Consider the following 15,809-nt stretch of genomic DNA (forward strand, 5'->3'; position numbering starts at 1 on the left):
CAACCTATTTGAGCCCATGACGATTCATCAGGTCGTAAAGAGTAGGACGAGTGACACCGAGAAGTTCTGCTGCCCTGGCAACATTGCCATTTACCCGTGCCAGCACTTTGATGAGCATTTCATGTTCTGCTTTGTCTCTGACTTCGCGGAGAGTAACGGGCATAAAAGTATCAGCTGCCGGTTGCAGCCCGAGATCCGCAGCAGTGATTTGCGGACCTTCTGCCATGATGACTGCACGCTTGATGCAATTCTCGATTTCGCGGATATTCCCTGGCCAGGGATGGCTGCTGATTGCATCCAGTGCATCCTGGCTGAAATTGAGAGATTGACGTTTTTCTTTCGCCCGAAACTGGTTCTTGAAGTGGTGGGCAAGCAAAACGGCATCCCCGATACGATCGCGAAGTGCCGGGATATGGATACTGATTTCACACAGGCGATAGTACAAGTCTTCACGAAAGGTACCGGCCTCGATCATTTCTTTCAGATTCTGGTGGGTTGCACAGATGATTCGTACATCTACCGGGATCAGTTCTCTGCCGCCGATACGTTCGATGACACGTTCCTGCAAAAATCTCAGCAGCTTTGCCTGCAATGACAACGGCAAATCACCGATTTCATCCAGGAAAAATGTACCTCCCTGTGCCAATTCGATTTTGCCCGGTGTCTGTTTGACAGCCCCAGAGAAAGCACCTTTCTCATAGCCAAACAACTCTGCTTCCAGCAGAGATTCAGGAATTGCTGCGCAGTTGACTGCAACCATGCGTTTATGGTTCCGGTTGCTCAACTGGTGAAGTGCTTTGGCCAATACTTCTTTCCCGGTTCCGCTTTCGCCCAGCAGAGTGACCGTAACATCGGAAGACGCGATACGCTCGATTTGCTGGCATATTTTGACCATACCGGGATCACTGGTAATGAGCCCGGGAATGACTGTACTTGAAGAGGATTTCAACAAATCACGATTTTCACGCTGCAGCCGGTGCAAATAAAAGGCCCGGTTCACGATCAAGCTGAGCACATTAGCATCGAGAGGTTTCTGATGGAAATCATACGCACCCATATTGATTGCTTTCAGTGCATTTTCATGATTCTGATTGCCCGTCAGTACGATTACCTTGGTATCAGGCGCTACGGCAAGAATCTGCTGCAAAGTTGCCAGCCCTTCCGTTGCACCATCTGGATCGGGCGGTAATCCCAAATCCATGGTGACGACAGCGGGCTCGTGCCGGCGGATTTGTGCAAGAGCACTTTCACGATCTGAAGCGACAGCCACATTGCAATCATCGAAACTCCAGCGCAGCTGTTTTTGAAGCCCTGGATCATCTTCTATTACGAGCAGTTTTTTTTGTGTCTGGTTTGCGTTCATGTCATCGCTGCTAAAGGTTCTGGGTGGATAATGAATTATCTTGCTGCATTGAATACTCCCAGGGATATTGAAACCTAAACCGGTCGTTTGTTATTGGCTGAACAATCGGGGAGATCTTTTGTATTTCAAGGCTTTGATCCTTTACAAGCAAGTTGACAATGAAATAGATAAAGATAATGTAAGTTTTATCGACACTTTTTTGCAGATATTAAGCCAAACCGGATCAGTCAGGAAGAAAGCAGTGACTCGTCAATGATCTGCTTTGAATTCAGTCGGGCGGAGATACAAAATCTGTTGTGCTGCGCCAGGCATGAACGATACTTGCCTTCCTGTCACCCAATCGGAATGACCGCTGCCGTAGTAAGGAGAAAGTGGATGGCCACTCTGGCCTCCTGGCATTTCGAAATAACCCTGTTCTTCCTCTCCGGGTGCGACGACGAAACGCAGCGAAGCACCAAAATCGGGTGCCTGAATACGTGGCATATGATGATCGCCGGGTAACTGGTCGGCAGGCATGTTCAGCCATGCGGCAATCCATGATGGCAGAGCGCGGCTGAACGGATGTCGGATATCGGCTGTATTTTCCTCTCCCCAAGTACGTGCCGCCATGCCACCAGGCTGAGCTTGCATCTGTTCTGCTATCCGGCGTGCACATGCTGCCAGCAGGCTGTCCCAATCACTATCATCAGCGGATAATAAATGAAGCGGCCGTTGTTCTATCAGTTTCCATATTGCATGTTCGGCCTGGCTCAGGCGCGGTATTTCAAATTCGGGGTAATCAGATTTTACTTTGGCAGTTAAACTGCTGAGTACATGTTTCATGACTTCAAGACGAAAACTGCGTACGATCCGGTAGGCAACCGATTGCACAGAAGCATGCCCATTCCAGTCAAGCAGCACTTGTTGCATTTCATTGCGCCATACGGTGGATGGTATTTTCTGCAATATTTCATCCAATAGTTGCTTCCAGCGAGCGAGAAGCAGTGCACGATCGTCCAGCTGGATGCCAAGTAGATCTGATGGTGAGAAGTAATGATGTGCATATAATTCATCCCGGATCTGCCGGCTGCGGGCGCCGAGTTCATACCCGCCATCTCCCAGTTTGTTCAACATGGTGCCATCGATCATTCTTGAGTTGCCATTCCAAAGGCGCATATCCGGCGGATTAATAACCAGCGGGTAATCAGCAGGTGCAAGCCAGCCATTCCAGCCAGCAGACTGCTTGCTCCAGTCTGCTGGTAAGCTCGGATCATAGCTGCCCGTACGTTGAGGAATACGGCCGGCGATTGTCCAGGCGATATCACCATTTTTGTTTCCGGTAATGAAGTTTTGTGCCGGAATGCCCGTGTTCCGGACAATATCTACCGCTTTTTCCAGGTTGTCAGCCTGTTCCAGATCGATAATATCGAAATTGACCGCATCAGACTGGTGTGCAGCCCAGACCAGTGCCAGGGGAGTGCCATCAAAATCCTGCGCAAGGATCGGTCCCCATTCGGTTTCGCGGATTTCCAGGATTTCATCGGGCGCACCTCGCACATGCAATGTTTCACGCCATATTTTTACAGATTTCCATTCATCATGACTGACATAGCGGGCAGAATTCTCCGGATCGAGATTCACTCTGACCCAATCGGCAAAATCACCGTAGGAATTGGTGAATCCCCAGGCGATATGACGATTGGAACCGACAACAATAGCCGGCGTGCCTGGAAGACTGACGCCGATCACATCGATCTTTTGGTTTTCTTGTCTGGAATCCGGGTAAATCAGCCGGGTACGAAACCATAAATTAGGTGCTCGCAGGGCCAGATGCATGTCATTAGCCACCAGCGCGCCGCCATTCGTCAGGTGTCCTCCCACGGCAAATCCGTTGCTGCCAACCGAGGGAGATTCCTGGAAACCGTTATCCGATAAAATCGGTTTGCTGATAGAACGTAAATCAAGGTCGGCAGCAGAGGGGTAGGGCGGCCATTCAAAATGACTGCCATCCAGCGGGGCATCCCACTCACCTCCACTGGCCGTCAGGAACCGATAGGCGGATTCCGGCAGGGAAGCATGCATCATCGACAATCCCAGTTCACGATCAAAGTTGTTCCCCTGCAGCGTCATGTACATGGCAAGTACGATCAGCAGACTGTCTTCACTTTGCCAGGCACGAGGTGTAGTTTGTGTAAGCAGATAGCCAAACTGGCTGATTCTGAGACTGTCCAGTCCCTTATTGACGCCATCCCGATAAGCTTCGAGCAAACGAAGCTGATCTTGTGGCAGCGTCTGCAGCATGGTCTGTGCCCGAGCACGCATACGGTGCAATCGCGCTTTGCGATCGGCCGGCAGTGCTACCGTACCAAATAATTCTGCCAGCTCTCCGGCAGCCTTGCGGCGCATCAGATCCATTTCCAGGAAACGTTCCTGTGCGTGGATAAAACCCAGTCCACGCGCCAGATCAAGCCTATTTCCACCATTCAGCGTCACTGTGCCGAGAGCATCCCGTTCGACTGTTACGATATCACTCAGTCCGGGAATGGATTGTTCTCCTTCATAAACAGGCAGGCTGCCTTTTAAAAGCAGCCAGACTGTAAATAATATAACTATCGCAAATGTGGACAGGAAAAACAGGGATTTACGCAACATATTTATGATTCATTTTCAAAGTGACTACTGCCGGGATTGTAGCAATGATGACCATTGCTCTTGCAAGAAACTGAAGTCATCTCAAGCCAAAATTGTCGTTCTTATTTATCCACAATTCCTGTGGATAAGTTTGTGTACAATTTGGGAATGAGTCACTTAAGGTTGTCTTTTCAAACAAGATTCTCAAGTCTGCTAAAATTTTATACACAAATTTTATTTTTTAAAAACAACTACTTATATTATATATCAATACTGGTGCGGGTTTGCGGGGTTGTCAATATCCCTGAGAGCAAGATGTGGATATTTTTATATGTGGCAAGAAAAAATTCTGATGACATTTGAAAAATCAGGATTTTTTATATTTCTCAAAGCAGCGATCCAGTGTGATTTTCTGTGTTATTTCCCGTTCTGGAATGCATGATGAACGATTTTGTGGATAACAGGATAAATGTGAGTGATCTCGAATCTCTGATCAGTCAGGTACGCCGCTGTACCTTGTGCGCTGAACATTTACCGCTGGGCCCGAGGCCGGTATTTCAACTGCATGAAACTGCCCGTATTCTGATTGCCAGCCAGGCGCCGGGCCGACGAGTACACGAAACCGGCTTGCCGTTCAATGATCCCAGCGGTGACAGATTGCGCGAGTGGCTGAATGTGACTCGTACAACCTTTTACGATCCCAGCAAGATCGCAATTCTGCCCATGGGATTGTGTTTTCCGGGAACGGGCAAATCCGGTGATTTGCCCCCTCGACCTGAATGTGCGCCTGCATGGCGATCAGCATTGTTGTCGCATTTGAAAAATATCAGACTGACTCTGCTGATAGGCCAGTACGCCCAAGTTTACTATTTTACCCGGCAGGGTAGAAAACCAGTGATAACGCTGACTGAGAATGTTCGATCCTGGCGGAAATTCTGGCCTGACATCATGCCACTTCCTCATCCAAGCCCGCGCAATAATCTTTGGTTGAGGCGTAATCCATGGTTCGAGGAAGAAATTATCCCGGCACTTCAGGAACGTGTATCCCTGATTCTGAATCAGATCGATGATTCCTGAGTCCTTATATCGAATAGCGTCTGGCATCATCCATTTTCCGGTCAGAAATGGCCAATCTACGGGCTGATTTGTATCAGGTTACAGTAAATAATAATCAATTCATTGAACTTTATATCTGAAATTTTACCTGATTCAAAAAAATGTAGTAGCGTCTGTATATGCCATTTCGATTATTTTTCTGTATTAAGTGTTTCTGCTTTACGGGTATGTAATTTGTGGAGTAGAGTAAGTGACAGGCGCCTATTCATTAACTCAGAAAACGGTTTGCACTTGCGAATCATTACAACCATAACTTGAAAGGAGTGGTAAATCATGAGTAATAGAGAAGCTTATATCAAGAAAGCTGAAGCTCAGTTAAAAGAGTGGAGTGCTCAGATCGATCTTCTGAAAGCAAAGGGAGAAAACCTGGCGGTTGATGCCGAAATCGAATTTAAGAAAAAATTAGATGAAGCAGAAGAAAAACGATCTGAACTCTCATCTTATCTGGAGCAGCTGGCAGATAAAACAGACAGTATCTGGGATGACATAAAGGATGAGGCAGAAGAAAAATGGAATACTGCCAGCAAAACATTCTCTGATTTTATCGATGATTTCAAGTACAGGTAAGACTCACACAAGCAGCAAAATTCTGTTCTTTACGGATCTGATCCTTACTAGATCTCTATACCGGATGTTTGTATGTTCTAACTTTAAACAAAGGAGAAGAAAAATGAAAAAAACCTATCTGCTGTCGGCTGTATTTCTTATGTTCCTGTCATCTTCCGTCATCGCAGGAGAAACCCTCACCGAGAAACTGGAGACAAAGACAAATGATGCTGAAAGAGCAACCAATAAAGCGATCAATCGCACACAGGAAGCCACCTGCACGGATAGTGATGCTGAATGTTTGAAGCAAAAAGCAAAAAACAGGGCAAGTGAAACTTATGATGCGACAAAAGACAAAGCATCTGAAATCAAAAATAAAGTTGACTGATACAAGGTCGTCTCATCTTAACTGCAATACATCTCATCGTTATCGGGCAGTAGCCACGATCGTGGCTCTGCCCGCTAGTACTTTTTCACTCTTCTCGCAAGATCAGAATGTTTAGTGTCGTACTTGGGCAGGCGGAGTTCTATCAATCCTTTTCATTGTTGATCATGCCATAAAACTGATCGTCCTGCGGAAGCGGGCAAGTACGAGCATAGGCACTGCACTGCTTCTGGCATACTTTCACACGTTACTGCTGGAGCTTAATTCTTTAGCGGTTCTGAGTCCCGAGAAACCTGCCTGATAAAGTTTCTCGGCAATTTCCCATTTATGCTCAGGAACACGATTTGTCCAGAATAAGGTGCTGTATATGCCATCAAACAGAGAATGCAGATACAGGTTGGCCAGTTTGATATCCGTAGTCTGTGGTAATTCGGCATTGGCAACAGCTTTAATGATGAGTTTTTCTGTATCAGCCATACGCTGTGCTTCCCACTCGTTTCGAATATCGAGCAAAGCAAGATGATCTTCACTTTCATCGCATTTGACGTACAGGATGTGCAGTACACGTTGTACCGGCCCCGGTTCCGAATATAAGCGCAGCAAATAAATCCCTTCCCGGTACAGTGTCTGCAGTGCGGATTCTCCTGTGATCCGGGCAGGCATTTCCGTTGAGCTGAATGCGCGTTTACACATGGCGATCGATAGATCTATCTTGTTTTTATAATGCCCGTAAACCGCTCCCCGCGAAACATTGGCAGCATTGGCGATATCCCCGATGGTCGTGCGTCCTATGCCTTTGCACAAAATGACTCGCTCCGCTGCATCAAGAATCGTATCGCGCGTACGCTGTGAATCTTCCCTCGTTTTTCTTGACACACCATTCCTCAATTAAATTCAGATAAATACTACTACTTATCAATAGTCAGCATTATACGTCACCATTAATTAATCAATCATGACTGATTATATGCTATATTGCCGGAATGATAATCATGTCCGGATTATCCGGCGACAAAAACAATAAAGAGAAATCGATGCTTCGTTACCAAAACCGGTTTTACATTCTGATGGTTCTGTTCTCGATCTATGGGCTCTCGGGGTGTAACAGTCAGCAGAACCAGACGGCAACAGATGAAATTCTCCAGCAAGTCGATGTCATCATCACCCGGACGATTTCTTCTCCGGTCAGCATTGAATTACCTGGCAGGCTGGAAGCTTTCCGGCAGGCAGAGGTACGCGCCAGAGTGGCCGGGATCGTGACAGAACGGCTATATAAGGAAGGGCAGGATGTGCGTAAAGGGACTCCGCTTTTCCTGATCAATCCCGAGCTGCTGAAAGTGGCACGTGATGAAGCATCAGGTGCTTTAGCCAAGGTTGAAGCCAGTTACCATGATGTAGCCGACAAACTCAAGCGTTACAAAGATCTGGTCAGCGACCATTCCATCAGTGAGCGTGATTATCAATCCGTAGTGGCCGAGGAAAAACAGGCCAGAGCTGAATTGCTCTCTGCCAGAGCACGGCTGGAAAAAGCCAGGCTCGATCTCGGTTATGCAACCGTCGTTTCACCGATCGATGGCCGGGCACGCCGTGCATTGGTAACGGAGGGTGCGCTGGTCGGGCAGGATGCGCCGACACCATTGACCACGGTCGAACAGATCGATCCGATTTATGTCAATTTTTCACAACCGGCTGCCGAAGTCATGGCCATGCAGCGTGCCATCAAATCAGGAAAAATTCGGGGCATCGAGCAGAAAGATATCCAGGTTCATCTGATTTTTTCGGATGGCAGCGAGTACGACCATACCGGCAAACTGTTTTTTTCAGATCTCGCAGTGGATATATCGACCGATACCGTAGCGATGCGCGCATTATTCGATAACCCTGAATATGAACTGTTACCCGGTGCTTATGTGCAGGTGCGACTGGAACAGGCCATCATCAACCATGCCATTCCTGTTCCACGTGATGCACTGGTTCGTGCTTCCGGTGTATCCAGCGTCATGATTGTCGATACTGAAGACACAGTACAAAGGGTCGAAGTTGAGACGAATACACTGGAAGGTAACCACTGGCTAGTCACCAGCGGGTTGCAGGGTGGCGAGAAAGTGATTATCAGTAACCCGGCCATGATGATACCCGGTACTCGGGTAAGGCCCGTCGTTACCGACGATCAGACAGATCATTCCAAACAATAAAAATCCATACAGGAATTTATGGCGCGATTTTTTATCGACCGCCCGGTATTCGCCTGGGTCATCTCATTACTGATCATTCTTGCCGGGTTACTCTCCATTCGTGGTTTGCCGGTAGCACAATATCCGGATATTGCACCACCTGTGATCAACGTAACAGCCACTTATCCCGGCGCTTCCGCCAGAATTGTCGAAGAATCGGTCACAGCGATTATCGAACGTGAAATGAATGGTGCGCCGAGATTGATGTATACCTCAGCCACCAGCAATCCGGGTTCTGCCAACATTAACCTCACATTCAGACAAGGCACGGATCCTGATCTGGCTGCCGTAGAAGTACAGAATCGTTTAAAAATGGTGGAAGCACGTTTACCGGAAGTCGTGCGCCGCAACGGTATTTTCATTGAAAAATCTGCGGATAACATACAGCTGGTGGTTTCCATTACTTCTGACGATAACCGTTTGACGGAAATCGAGCTGGGAGAACTGGCATCTGCCAATATATTGCAGGCATTGCGCCGGGTCGAGGGTGTCGGCAAGGTACAGTCATTCAGTCCGGAATATGCCATGCGTATATGGCCGGACCCGGCAAAAATGACTTCTCTCGATCTGACGGCATCCGATCTCGCTTCGGCGATACGCAGCCATAATGCCCGTGTGGTCGTCGGTTATATCGGTGATAAGGCAGTGCCGGAATATGCACCTATCAGCGCCAATATTGCGGCAGATAAGGCACTCGTTACGCCGGAAGATTTCAAGAACATTACGTTACGGACAAAAGCAGACGGAGGCGCCATCCTGCTGCGTGATGTCGCCAGAGTGGAATATGGTGGAAGCGATTATTCGTTCTTTTCCCGTGTCAATGGCAAGAATGCCGCGGGGATGGCAGTGAAAATGGCACCGGGATCCAACGCTGTGGCTACGGTAGAACGTATACGCAATACCATGGATGAACTGTCCAGATATTTCCCGCCAGGGGTCAGCTACCAGATACCCTATGATACGTCGGCGTTTGTCGAAGTCTCCATCCAGAAAGTAGTGAATACCCTGGTCGAAGCAGTAGTCCTCGTGTTTCTGGTGATGTTCCTGTTCATGCAGAGCATCCGGGTAACGCTCATTCCCACCCTGGTCGTCCCGATTGCGCTTCTCGGTACCTTCGCGGTCATGTATGCCCTGGGGTTTTCCATCAATGTACTGACCATGTTCGGCATGGTACTGGCGATCGGTATCGTCGTGGATGACGCTATCGTCGTGGTGGAAAATGCTGAGCGTATCATCGTCGAAGAAGGCTTATCTCCCTATGAAGCCACCGTGAAAGCGATGCAGCAGATCAGTAGCGCAATTATCGGGATCACCGTCGTTCTGACTTCCGTATTTCTGCCCATGGCGTTTTTCAGTGGTGCAGTCGGCAACATTTACCGGCAGTTTTCCCTGTCACTGGCGACTTCCATTGCCTTTTCCGCCTTTCTGGCACTTTCCCTGACGCCCACCTTGTGTACCACTCTGCTCAAACCCGTCGACAAAGAACACCATGAAAAGAAACGTGGATTTTTCGGCTGGTTCAACCGGACATTTATTTCTCTGACCAATCGGTACCAGCATCGTGTCGGGCAGATACTCAAGCATCCTGTGCGCTGGCTGGTTGTGTACGGCATCATCATTGCTGCTGTAGCCTTGCTGTTCGCCCGTTTGCCGACTGCTTTCCTGCCCGAAGAAGATCAGGGAGATTTCATGATCATGGTCATGCTGCCGCAAGGTGCCACGATGCATGAAACCATGAATACTCTTGGCGAAGTGAGCCGGTATCTGCAGGAAAACGAACCGGTGAAATATGTCTATGAAGTCGGTGGCTTCAGTTTCTATGGCACGGGGGCCAGCAGCGGTATGATTTTTGCGACATTACAGGACTGGGAAGAGCGCAAACAGGCCGACCAGCACGTGCGATCGATCGTCGAACGTGTCAATATGCATTTTTATGGACGGCCCAATCTGACGGTATTTGCGTTGAATACCCCACCATTACCTGAACTGGGTTCATCCAATGGTTTTGATCTGCGGCTGCAGGATCGCGGGAATGTCGGATATAAAACACTGGCAGCGGCACGCGACCAGTTACTGGCCGAAGGCGGACAACATCCGATACTGACCAATCTGATGTTCGCCGGCCTGACAGAAGCACCGGTCGTCAACCTGGATATCGACCGGCGCAAGGCACAAGCGCTGGGTGTCACGATGGATGAAATCAATACCACACTCGCTGTCATGTTCGGCTCGGATTATATCGGTGACTTCATGCACGGGAATCAGGTCAGGCGCGTCATTGTTCAGGCCGACGGCAAGAACCGTATCGAACTCGATGATATTCGTAAACTGCGGGTAAGAAATGCTGCGGGTAAGCTGGTGCCGCTGTCCTCCTTTGTTTCACTGGAGTGGGGGATGGGTTTACCGCAACTCACACGCTACAACGGTTTTCCTTCCTTTACTATCAATGGTAATGCGGCAGCCGGCAAAAGCAGTGGGGATGCCATGCAGGAAATCGAGCGCATCGTAGCCAAGTTGCCGAACGGGATAGGCTTCGACTGGTCTGGCCAGTCACTGGAAGAACGGCTTTCCGGCGATCAGGCCCCGTTCCTGTTCGGGCTATCCGTGCTGATCGTATTTCTGGCGCTGGCTGCCTTGTATGAAAGCTGGCTGATTCCCTTAGCGGTCATTCTGGTCGTACCACTGGGCGTGCTAGGTGCTGTGCTGGGGGTAACGCTGCGCGACATGCCGAATGATATTTATTTCAAGGTTGGCCTGATCGCAATGATCGGGCTTTCTGCGAAGAACGCCATTCTGATCGTCGAAGTGGCAAAAGAACTTTACGCCAATGGTATGAGCCTGATCGATGCAACGCTGGAAGCCGCCCGTTTACGCTTACGCCCGATCATCATGACTTCACTGGCCTTCGGTGCCGGGGTACTGCCACTGGCACTGGCAACCGGTGCAGCATCGGGTGCCCAGACTGCGATCGGCACCAGTGTATTCGGAGGGAATGTCATGGCAACTGCACTGGCAATATTTCTGGTGCCCCTGTTTTTTGCCGTGATAGGTCGTTATATCAGGCATTCGTGACATCATTCGTAAAAATATCTGTCAGGCAACTTCGGATTTATTCCGTCATCACAAGGCCCTCGGGGCCGTGGCGATCCAGTGTTTTCATCATCGCTGCTGGATTGCTTCACCCCTTCGGTGTTCGCAAAGACGGCAATGACGGTGCCGGTATTCATAATGACATTTATTGATTCAATCAGAGGTTTCTTAGTCATGAAAAATGGTAGCTTTTTCAAGTCAGCTATGAAGCTGCCTGTTTCGGCAGCAGTTCTGTTGCTCAGCGGCTGTTCGCTGATCCCTGAATACAGCCGGCCGCCAGCACCACTTCCCGCCAGTTATACCGCTGATGATACGAATACAACGGATGCTGCGCCCGAAAGCTGGCAACAGTATTTCACTGACCCGGTTTTGCAGAACCTGATCAATATCGCGCTGGAACAGAACCGTGATTTACGTATCGCAGCATTACGTATCGAAGAAGCGCGTGCCCAATATGATATTCAACGATCGGCGAAATTACCCACAATCGATGCCACTGGCAGCTATGACCGCAGTCGCCTGATTTTTGCGAAGGGAGAAACCTTCGACGTCGATATGTATCGTGTCGGTATCGGCATCAGTAATTTTGAAATCGATTTCTTTGGCCGGATAAAAAGTCTTTCTGAAGCGGTACTGGAAGATTACCTGGCTACCCGAGAAGCTCAGCAGACAGCCCAAACGAGTTTGATTGCAGAAGTAGCGGCGGCCTATGTCGATGAGCGTGCTTTATCAGAACGTCAATTACTGGCAGAGAATACGCTGGCTGCACGTGAAGCCAGCTATACTCGCATCAGGCGCCGTTTCGATGCCGGTATCGATACGGCTGTAGATCTGAAATCAGCCAAAATGCAGATGGAAAACGCACGTGCAAGTGTGTCGGCACTGGATCGGGAACATACCCGAGCCATCAATACTTTACTGTTATTAATGGGAGATCAGTCAGTCACCTTACCTGGTAACACTGCTGCACTCGATACGCTGGCATTTTCACCGATCCCGGCAGGTCTGCCTTCCGACTTGCTGGAAAGACGCCCGGACATTCGTGCCGCTGAACACAAGCTGAAAGCTGCCAATGCTAATATCGGGGCTGCGCGTGCTGCCTTGTTTCCGCGCTTGCAGTTGACCACCAATATCGGTCTGGTCAATGAGCATTTCACCAAGTTGCTCAGTAACGGCATCAATGCCTGGGCATTCACGCCCCAAATCATATTTCCGATTTTTACTCACAAGCGTAACCAGGCTAATCTGAATGTCAGCCGTGCACGTATGGAAATTACCGTGGCTGAATATGAAAAAGCCATCCAGACTGCCTTCCGGGAAGTTGCCGATACATTGCTGGCAAGAGAGCAGATCAAAAAACAGATCGATGCTCAGTCCAATGCAACCGATGCAGATCGTGAACGCCTGAAACTGGTAACCCGGCGTTATGAAAAAGGAGTAGCCAATTATCTGGAACTACTGGATGCGCAACGCAGCCTGTTTGATTCCGAACAGGCACTCGTCCAGCTCAGGCAGCTTTCTTTATCGAACGCCATCAACCTGTTCAAAGCATTGGGTGGGGAATGGAGCGGGGCAGGGATTAACTGATATGGGTAGGTTCAAATCGTTGAATTCTATTCAATGCCCCACGTAAGGAATCGCGGGTAATAGTCATATCGTAATCGATTTGAAGACCTATCCAGAATTCAGCGGTATTACCAAAATACCGCGCCAGTCTGAGGGCGGTATCGGTAGTAATTGCACGACGCTCCCGTACGATATCGTTGATACGGGTGGCCGGAATTTGCAATGCCAAAGAAAGTGCATGAGGAGTGATTTTTAACGGCATCAGAAATTCTTCGCGCAGAATCTCGCCAGGGTGAATAGGGTGCAATTTTCCACCTTCAGCCACATCACTGAAATCCATGTTTTCCAACTCTTCGATATGGATAGTCATAAATATAATTTTTCAATGATAATCGGTAATCTCGACATCAAATACATCGCCTGCTTCGAATCGGAAACAAATTCGCCATTGATCATTGATGCGGATGCTCCATTGTTCATTCCGGTTACCAGACAATTTTTCAAGCCTGTTTCCAGGTGGGATACGCAGTTCCTCAATTGATGAAACACGATGTAACTGCGCCATTTTTCGACGAGCAACCTGGAGGATTTCTGGTGGCAGTCGCCTGATCTTTTCATTAGCAAATAAAGCAGCTGTTTCTTTCGTGGCGAAGGTTTTGATCATAAACACAATGATATAACGTCAAACGTTAAACATCAAACGGAATAATTGGCTGTTATATTGACTTGATTAGCCCATTCTTACGTATGAAAATTTTCTGATAGCTTTTTCGATACCGGGGCATTCAGGCTAATGCCAGCGCGAGCTGCTTCTATACTGAGATGACAGGTAAAGGTAGCGATTATGAGTTATTAAACATACCGGGCTCAGAATAGAGCCCGGATGTGGGGATATGAAACTAAAGCGTTAAAACATCATACTGGCGGAAAATGCAACAGTTCTCGGCACACCTAAATAATAGATATCTTGCCAGTAGTTTTTATCGGTCAAATTGATAATATTCAAGCGTACGGTCAGTGCTTTATTGAGTACACGGGTGGTGTAACGCGCTCCGATATCGTACAAGGTATAGCTTGGAATCTTATCGGTATTGGCAGCATTGCCATATTTCTCCCCGGTATAGTAAATACCCCCGGTCAGACTCAGCCCTTCAACCCATGGAAGTGTATATTCCGCATAAATCTTGCCCATCCTTGACGCAGCATTAGTTGGTTTTTTGCCTTCCAGAGCAGGATTATTAGATTTTTCTACGCTGATATCCATCAAGCTACCCCCCCATGATGGTCAGATTGTCAGTGAGCTTGCCAGTTAAGACCAGCTCTACCCCATTGTGTACCTGTAAACCATCCTGAACATAACTTGGAATTGGTGTTGCACGATCCGAATACTGATTAGCTTTCTCGATTCGGAACAGCGCGGTACTTAATAACAAATTAGGATTGAGATCATATTTCAGACCAACTTCATATTGTTTGCTAACCAATGGAGGCAACACTGTTCCACGATTGGCGTAGGTATTACCCACTACTGTACCTCTTTCAAGCGCTTCCATATAGGAGGCATAAGTGGTTACCTCTTCAATTGGTTTGTATAGCAGTGAAACGGTGGGAGTCAGTTCAGATTTTTCATAGTTACTGTCACCATAGATAACACCACCGGTTTTATTTGCCGTAGTAGCATAGTTGAATCCAACCATCGCAGACCATTGGTTGTTAAAGGTAATGTTATCTCCGATCAGGACATTATCATATCGACCAACCCAGGCGGATGACATCGTCCCCTTCCCGAAAGATTCTCCCCAATCCGGCTCAGACATGTTTTTAAGTTCACTCAGCGGAAGATTTGTACCATCTTGATAAACCGTATCATTACCACGCAAAAACATTTCATGAAAAGTAGAGGAATAGCCGAAAGTTAGCTTATGGTCGATAGCAAAAGTTGAAAATCGGGTATCCAGGTAAATATACCCTCCATAATTTTCAAATTTACTCCAAGGCGAGTTGGACATATTGGGAATAAAGGTCCTATCCATCTGTTCAATTAATCCTATTTGATTAACTCTCATACGAGTATCCTGATAGAAAAAGGCACTCCTGAGGGTAAAATGCTTACTGGGATCCCAGCGTAAGCTAGTATAAGCCTTATGGCTTTCCAGGTCGTTGGATGCCCATTTTGGGGAGTGACGTTTACTGGTATCGATAGAAGTTCTTTCCATCAGAGCAAACCAGGGTTGCGTTGCCTCTTTGCTGTAGTCGTTATAAGTATATTTAACGTCAGCATAGAGGGTATCAGTAAGATGGCCATCCAGCACAATGTTGGCAACTTTTTGGTTGACTGGTTCACCAATAGCCGTATCTCCGCCCTGATAGAGCAGATTAGCCCGATAACCAAAGCGATCCCGGTCATCAAATTTCCCGCCGATATCGGCATGGCCATAAAACTGGGTACCACCGTAATTACCGAATGTCAGCCTTCTGAGTGGGACACTGGTCGGGCTTTTAGTGACATAGTTCACTGCTCCCCCTACTCGTCCACCACCATAGAGAAAACCCGAGGTTCCGCTAAGAATCTCGACCCGTTCAATCTCGATGACAGATATGGCTGAGCCGTTCGCAAGAGCAAGGGGTATACTATCATAAATCGGGTTGAATGATTGAAATCCACGTATGGTGACTTCAGGTACACCAGTAAAATTCTGAACGATTGGCTCTTGAGTTAAGGGGTTCATTTTAAAGATCTGGCTCATATTTTGGGCGTTGACGTTCTCTATAAGATCAGAGGGCACAACACTGATCGAATAAGGTGTATCCCGCAGGCTACGTTCTCCCCAAAGACCAATCCCACTAGAGCATTTCTCGTTTAGTTAGATTCATAGCCGGAGTTAGTGAAGTAGTTACG

Annotated in this window: 13 protein-coding genes; 6 read left to right on the top strand and 7 right to left on the bottom strand. The window is 48.0% G+C overall.

Features of this window, described 5'->3' with window-relative positions; translation table 11 throughout:
* Positions 1-4 precede the first annotated feature (4 nt).
* Together prsR and ABUL11_RS03655 are read right to left on the bottom strand one after the other, a co-directional pair.
* Positions 5-1,363, bottom strand: coding sequence for a PEP-CTERM-box response regulator transcription factor (gene prsR, locus ABUL11_RS03650; protein WP_350282504.1), 1,359 nt, complete (start codon positions 1,361-1,363; stop codon positions 5-7).
* 249 nt (positions 1,364-1,612) lie between these two features.
* The gene (locus ABUL11_RS03655; protein WP_350282505.1) at positions 1,613-3,994 is read right to left on the bottom strand and encodes a penicillin acylase family protein; all 2,382 of its coding nucleotides are present in this window, start codon (positions 3,992-3,994) and stop codon (positions 1,613-1,615) included.
* Between the two features lie 450 nt (positions 3,995-4,444).
* Here ABUL11_RS03655 and ABUL11_RS03660 point away from each other — a divergent pair, with 450 nt between their 5' ends.
* The 3 genes from ABUL11_RS03660 (at position 4,445) to ABUL11_RS03670 (ending at position 6,023) form a co-directional block, all read left to right on the top strand.
* Positions 4,445-5,050, top strand: coding sequence for a uracil-DNA glycosylase family protein (locus ABUL11_RS03660; RefSeq protein ID WP_350282506.1), 606 nt, complete (start codon positions 4,445-4,447; stop codon positions 5,048-5,050).
* Between the two features lie 312 nt (positions 5,051-5,362).
* Positions 5,363-5,656 (top strand): sll1863 family stress response protein, encoded by a 294-nt coding sequence (locus ABUL11_RS03665; protein ID WP_350282507.1) that lies wholly within the window; start codon positions 5,363-5,365, stop codon positions 5,654-5,656.
* A gap of 103 nt (positions 5,657-5,759) precedes the next feature.
* Positions 5,760-6,023 carry a hypothetical protein gene (locus ABUL11_RS03670; RefSeq protein ID WP_350282508.1) on the top strand — a complete coding sequence of 88 codons (264 nt, stop codon included), beginning with the start codon at positions 5,760-5,762 and terminating at the stop codon, positions 6,021-6,023.
* A 237-nt stretch (positions 6,024-6,260) separates the two neighbouring features.
* On the opposite strand, the gene ABUL11_RS03675 is transcribed toward ABUL11_RS03670, so the two are convergent.
* Complete coding sequence (locus ABUL11_RS03675; RefSeq protein WP_350282509.1) at positions 6,261-6,896, bottom strand: TetR family transcriptional regulator; 636 nt, start codon at positions 6,894-6,896, stop codon at positions 6,261-6,263.
* A gap of 116 nt (positions 6,897-7,012) precedes the next feature.
* On the opposite strand from ABUL11_RS03675, the gene ABUL11_RS03680 reads away from it, so the two are divergent.
* From ABUL11_RS03680 to ABUL11_RS03690, 3 genes are all read left to right on the top strand, one after another.
* Complete coding sequence (locus ABUL11_RS03680; RefSeq protein WP_350282510.1) at positions 7,013-8,215, top strand: MexX/AxyX family multidrug efflux RND transporter periplasmic adaptor subunit; 1,203 nt, start codon at positions 7,013-7,015, stop codon at positions 8,213-8,215.
* Between the two features lie 18 nt (positions 8,216-8,233).
* A complete protein-coding gene (locus ABUL11_RS03685) occupies positions 8,234-11,326 on the top strand; it encodes a multidrug efflux RND transporter permease subunit (protein WP_350282511.1) in 3,093 nt (1,030 codons plus the stop codon).
* Between the two features lie 222 nt (positions 11,327-11,548).
* A complete protein-coding gene (locus tag ABUL11_RS03690) occupies positions 11,549-12,931 on the top strand; it encodes an efflux transporter outer membrane subunit (RefSeq protein WP_350282512.1) in 1,383 nt (460 codons plus the stop codon).
* Here ABUL11_RS03690 and ABUL11_RS03695 read toward each other — a convergent pair.
* From ABUL11_RS03695 to ABUL11_RS03710, 4 genes are all read right to left on the bottom strand, one after another.
* Positions 12,924-13,280, bottom strand: a complete 357-nt coding sequence (locus ABUL11_RS03695) for a HigA family addiction module antitoxin (RefSeq protein ID WP_350282513.1) — start codon at positions 13,278-13,280, stop codon at positions 12,924-12,926. The two genes, ABUL11_RS03690 and ABUL11_RS03695, sit on opposite strands and share 8 nt — an antisense overlap.
* Positions 13,281-13,292: 12 nt before the next feature.
* Positions 13,293-13,574, bottom strand: a complete 282-nt coding sequence (locus ABUL11_RS03700; protein WP_276678843.1) for a type II toxin-antitoxin system RelE/ParE family toxin — start codon at positions 13,572-13,574, stop codon at positions 13,293-13,295.
* Positions 13,575-13,817: 243 nt separating this feature from the next.
* Positions 13,818-14,174: a TonB-dependent receptor domain-containing protein gene (locus ABUL11_RS03705; RefSeq protein ID WP_350282514.1), complete on the bottom strand. Its 357-nt coding sequence runs from the start codon at positions 14,172-14,174 to the stop codon at positions 13,818-13,820.
* Positions 14,175-14,178: 4 nt separating this feature from the next.
* The gene (locus ABUL11_RS03710) at positions 14,179-15,696 is read right to left on the bottom strand and encodes a TonB-dependent siderophore receptor (RefSeq protein ID WP_350282515.1); all 1,518 of its coding nucleotides are present in this window, start codon (positions 15,694-15,696) and stop codon (positions 14,179-14,181) included.
* Positions 15,697-15,809: the final 113 nt, after the last annotated feature.

It is taken from the genome of Nitrosomonas sp. (assembly GCF_040256045.1).
GTDB lineage: Bacteria > Pseudomonadota > Gammaproteobacteria > Burkholderiales > Nitrosomonadaceae > Nitrosomonas.